Annotated in this window: 4 protein-coding genes and 1 pseudogene; 3 read left to right on the top strand and 2 right to left on the bottom strand. The window is 62.8% G+C overall.

The genetic code is table 11. The annotated features are described in order from the left end of the window. A pseudogene (locus ENZ74_RS25180) lies at nt 1-330 on the top strand (ATP-dependent helicase); the annotation flags it as partial. Between the two features lie 102 nt (nt 331-432). On the opposite strand, the gene ENZ74_RS25175 reads toward ENZ74_RS25180, so the two are convergent. After that, on the bottom strand, nt 433-1,407 hold the full coding sequence (locus ENZ74_RS25175) for an alpha/beta fold hydrolase (RefSeq protein ID WP_063168060.1): 975 nt from the start codon (nt 1,405-1,407) through the stop codon (nt 433-435). Nucleotides 1,408-1,486: 79 nt separating this feature from the next. After that, a complete protein-coding gene (locus ENZ74_RS25170; RefSeq protein ID WP_024505081.1) occupies nt 1,487-2,308 on the bottom strand; it encodes an SDR family oxidoreductase in 822 nt (273 codons plus the stop codon). Nucleotides 2,309-2,535: 227 nt separating this feature from the next. Between ENZ74_RS25170 and ENZ74_RS25165 the strand changes: the two genes are divergently transcribed. Together ENZ74_RS25165 and ENZ74_RS25160 are read left to right on the top strand one after the other, a co-directional pair. Next, nucleotides 2,536-3,570, top strand: coding sequence for a cysteine synthase A (locus tag ENZ74_RS25165; RefSeq protein WP_013531459.1), 1,035 nt, complete (start codon nt 2,536-2,538; stop codon nt 3,568-3,570). After that, nucleotides 3,570-3,779 (top strand): alanine--tRNA ligase-related protein (locus ENZ74_RS25160; protein WP_245471001.1); only part of this gene is annotated, 210 nt, incomplete at its 3' end. The genes ENZ74_RS25165 and ENZ74_RS25160, both read left to right, overlap by 1 nt.

Below are 3,779 nucleotides of genomic sequence, written 5' to 3'. Positions count from 1 at the left end.
TCCGAGAACAGCAAGCTGCGCCAGGTCGAGCGCATCATCCGCACCAAGCTGCCGATCGTTGCCGACCATCTCGGCAGCCCCGATCCGCTGCGCAATCCGGCTGAAAAGAACGAGCGTTTCGAGCCGGCCAATGACCGCAACGACCGCAATGGCCGTCGCGACGGCAGGCGGCCCGGTGGCGAGAACAAGGGCAACGGCTTTGGCAAGAAGCGCTTCGGCGACAAGCCGGCCTTCGCCGGCGAGCGCAAGCCGGACGGCGCCAAGCCGGCCTTCAAGGGCAACAACAAGCGCCGCTTCGGCGGTAAGCGTCCGGCTGCGCGGGCCGCGTAAGCCAGACCGCGCTGCAGTCAGTCAAGCTTCGGCTGGCTGATTGCCGAGACGAAACAAGAAAAGGGCGGCCGAAGCGATGCTTCGGTCGCCCTTTTTCGTCGCCTACTTCACCACCGCTTCGATCCAGACGGCGATCCTTTGCGCCAGAAACGCCGTGGTCGATGGCGACAGCGCGTCGCCGGCAATGACGTGATTGTCCGGGTCGCCAGTGTCGTCGACCGGAACCAGTTCATGCGGCGCGCCCCAGCGCCCGGCAATCTCGCGGCTGCGGTCGGCCCGCACCACTTTGTCCGAATCAGAAAAGATGAACAAAGCAGGGACGGTCGCCTTCTCCACCGGCGCGCCATAGGCAAGCTCGGTCAGCGCCTGCATCGGCAAGGTTGCTTCGATCGGATAGCGGGTGGTCCAGAATTTTTCATTCAGCGCGTTGCGCGGCACGAAGCTATGTTCCTTGCCGGCGACCAGCCTGGCGATTTGTTTGCCCCACGGCATGGTCAGGATCTCGGCGCCCGAAGTCTTGACGCCGAAGTTCGGGGAGATGAACGCAATCGCCGCCACCCCGTCCGACGCACCGGGCTGCGTTGCCGCCCAGACCGCCAGCGAGCCGCCGGTCGAAGTCGAGATGACGATCACCTTGTCGCCGATCGCCCGGCCGATGGCGAGCGCCTCCTCATAGTCGTTGATCCAGGCATTGATGCTGCCTTGCGTCATCGCCGCGCCATCCTGCCCATGACCGGTAAGCCGTGTGTAGAAGAGATTGGCGTCAAGCTGTTCCGCCACTTCGTCAGGCAGCGGGCGGACCTCGCCCTTCGATGCGGAAAAGCCGTGGATGTAGACGATCGATAGCGGGGTCCTGGCATGCACCAACGGATCGGCCCAGACGATCTCCTTCTCCAGCCCGTCTCGGATTCCGGGGATGGCGGCTTCCGCCTTTGCCACATAGGCCTGCGGATCGTCGCCGATGAGCGAGGGATCGAAACGGATCGTGGTGTCGACGCGAACGCGCGGGCCGAACACGAAGGCCAGTGCGAGAACGGCAATAAGGCCCAGCACAGCAAGCACGATCCGTCGCCCCATCGCAGACTCCACGCGGCACTTGTCTCAACCATGGCGACGGCGGCCCGAAAACGGGGAGCCTGCCAATTTCGCAGGCGTCCTATTCGATCGGCGGCTTGCGGTCGTAATGCAGAGGCCGCGCCTTCCAACTGGTCATCAGGCTGATAAACCCTCTGCACAGCGGCCTCGGCAGCAGGGCGAGCAGTTTCAGCGGCCAGCTTGTCCGGCGCGGGAAATGGACTTCGAAACCGCCCGACTTGATGCCTCGCGCCATGCGGCGCGATGCGCGGCTGACCGGCATCAGTCCCGGCATCGGCAGCATGTTCTTCTCGGTCAGCGGGGTGTCGATGAAGCCTGGGTTGAACACCTGGATACGCACGTTCATCTTGTCGAAATCATACTTCAGCGACTCGGCCAGGATGTTGATGGCCGCCTTGGTGCCGCCATAGGCGGCCGTTGTCGGCCAGCCGAAATAGGATGTCACGGAGCCGACCAGCACGACATGGCCGCGCGCCCGCACACGCATGCGTTCGACCGCAGGCACGAGGCCGTTGATGATGCCGAAATAATTGACCTCGAAGGACCGGCGAAAGTCGTTGACGACAAGATTCTCCCCCGGCGTCGAAATGTAATTCCCAGCATTGAAGATGGCGAGCACGATGGGACCGAGCTCCTTCTCGATCGCGGCGACGGTTCTTGCCATGCGCGGCTCGTCGGTGACGTCGCAGGGAAAGGCCGTGACGCTGCCCGGCATCTGCGCGGTCTCGACGACAAGCGTGTCGATCGGATCGTCGTCGAGCGCCGTCACCGCGACGGCATAGCCCTGGGAAGCAAGATCCCTGGCCAAGGCACGGCCGATGCCGCTCGATCCGCCCGTGATCCAGGCGACGCCGTGCTTCGGGTTGGCCCGGTAGAGTGTCATGCTGCGCCCTGTCGACTTGTTGGTGCTTTGCTCTAGCGATGAAGAAATCGAATGAAAAGCTGCTTTTCAACGTCAGCCGGAAAATGAGCTGTGGCGCAAGAGGTCGGTTTCGGGAAGCGCTGACGCAATTACAGTACCGCAAATGCGACTGGACCAGACAAATTCTTGCCTTGAAACTGCAGCTTCGGGTTTCTAGGGTTTCGGCGCACCTACACAAGGAATCCTGAATGCCCCGTTCTGTGATCGACGCGATCGGCAAAACGCCTTTGATCCGCCTCAACAAAGCTTCGGAACAAACCGGTTGCGAGATCCTGGGCAAGGCCGAATTCATGAATCCGGGCCAGTCGGTCAAGGATCGCGCCGGCCTGTTCATCATCCGCGATGCCGAGCAGCGTGGGCTGCTGAGACCCGGCGGTGTCGTCGTCGAGGGAACGGCGGGCAACACCGGCATCGGGCTGACGCTGGTCGCCAAGGCGCTCGGCTATCGCACCGTCATCGTCATTCCCGACACACAGAGCCAGGAGAAGAAGGACACGATCAAGCTGCTCGGTGCCGAACTGATCGAAGTGCCTGCCGTGCCCTACAAGAACCCCAACAATTATGTGAAACTGTCGGGGCGGCTGGCCGAGCAACTGGCGCGGACCGAGCCGAACGGCGCCATCTGGGCCAACCAGTTCGACAATGTTGCCAACCGTGACGGCCATATCCGCACCACAGCAGAGGAAATCTGGAGCCAGACCGGCGGCAAGGTCGATGGCTTTGTCTCGGCGGTCGGTTCCGGCGGCACGCTGGCCGGCGTCGCCTTTGGGCTGAAGGCGAAAAGCAAGGATGTGAAGATCGCGCTGGCCGACCCGCTGGGGGCCGCGCTCTACTCCTTCTACACCAGCGGCGAGCTGAAGTCCGAAGGCAGCTCGATCACCGAAGGCATCGGGCAGGGGCGCATCACCGCCAATCTCGAAGGGTTCACGCCGGACTTTTCCTTCCAGATCCCCGATGAGGATGCGCTGCCGATCGTCTTCGACCTGATCCAGGAAGAGGGGCTTTGCGTCGGTGGCTCGACCGGCATCAACATTGCCGGCGCGATCCGCCTGGCCAGGGAATTGGGTCCCGGCCACACCATCGTGACCATTCTTTGTGACTACGGCACGCGCTATCAGTCAAAACTGTTCAACCCGGAATTCCTGCGCGAGAAGCAACTGCCGGTGCCGGGTTGGATGGAGCTGAAGAGCACAATTTCGGTGCCGTTCGAAAAGGTCGCGTGATGGCAAACTGGACGGATGCCCTGTTTCGCGACGACGCCTATCTGCGGACGGCGGATGCGACGATCGTTGCCGTCAACGACCGCGGCGGCATCATCCTCGACCGGACGATCTTCTACGCCACTTCGGGCGGCCAACCGGGCGATACCGGGTGTCTCGAACGCGCGGACGGCAGCCGCATCGCCATTGCCGCTACCCTCACCGGCGAGACC

The organism is Mesorhizobium sp. M7A.F.Ca.CA.002.15.2.1 (assembly GCF_003998715.1).
Classification (GTDB): Bacteria; Pseudomonadota; Alphaproteobacteria; order Rhizobiales; family Rhizobiaceae; genus Mesorhizobium; species Mesorhizobium ciceri.
Note: the sequence above shows the minus strand (reverse complement) of the source record. Positions and strands in the feature narration are given on the sequence as shown.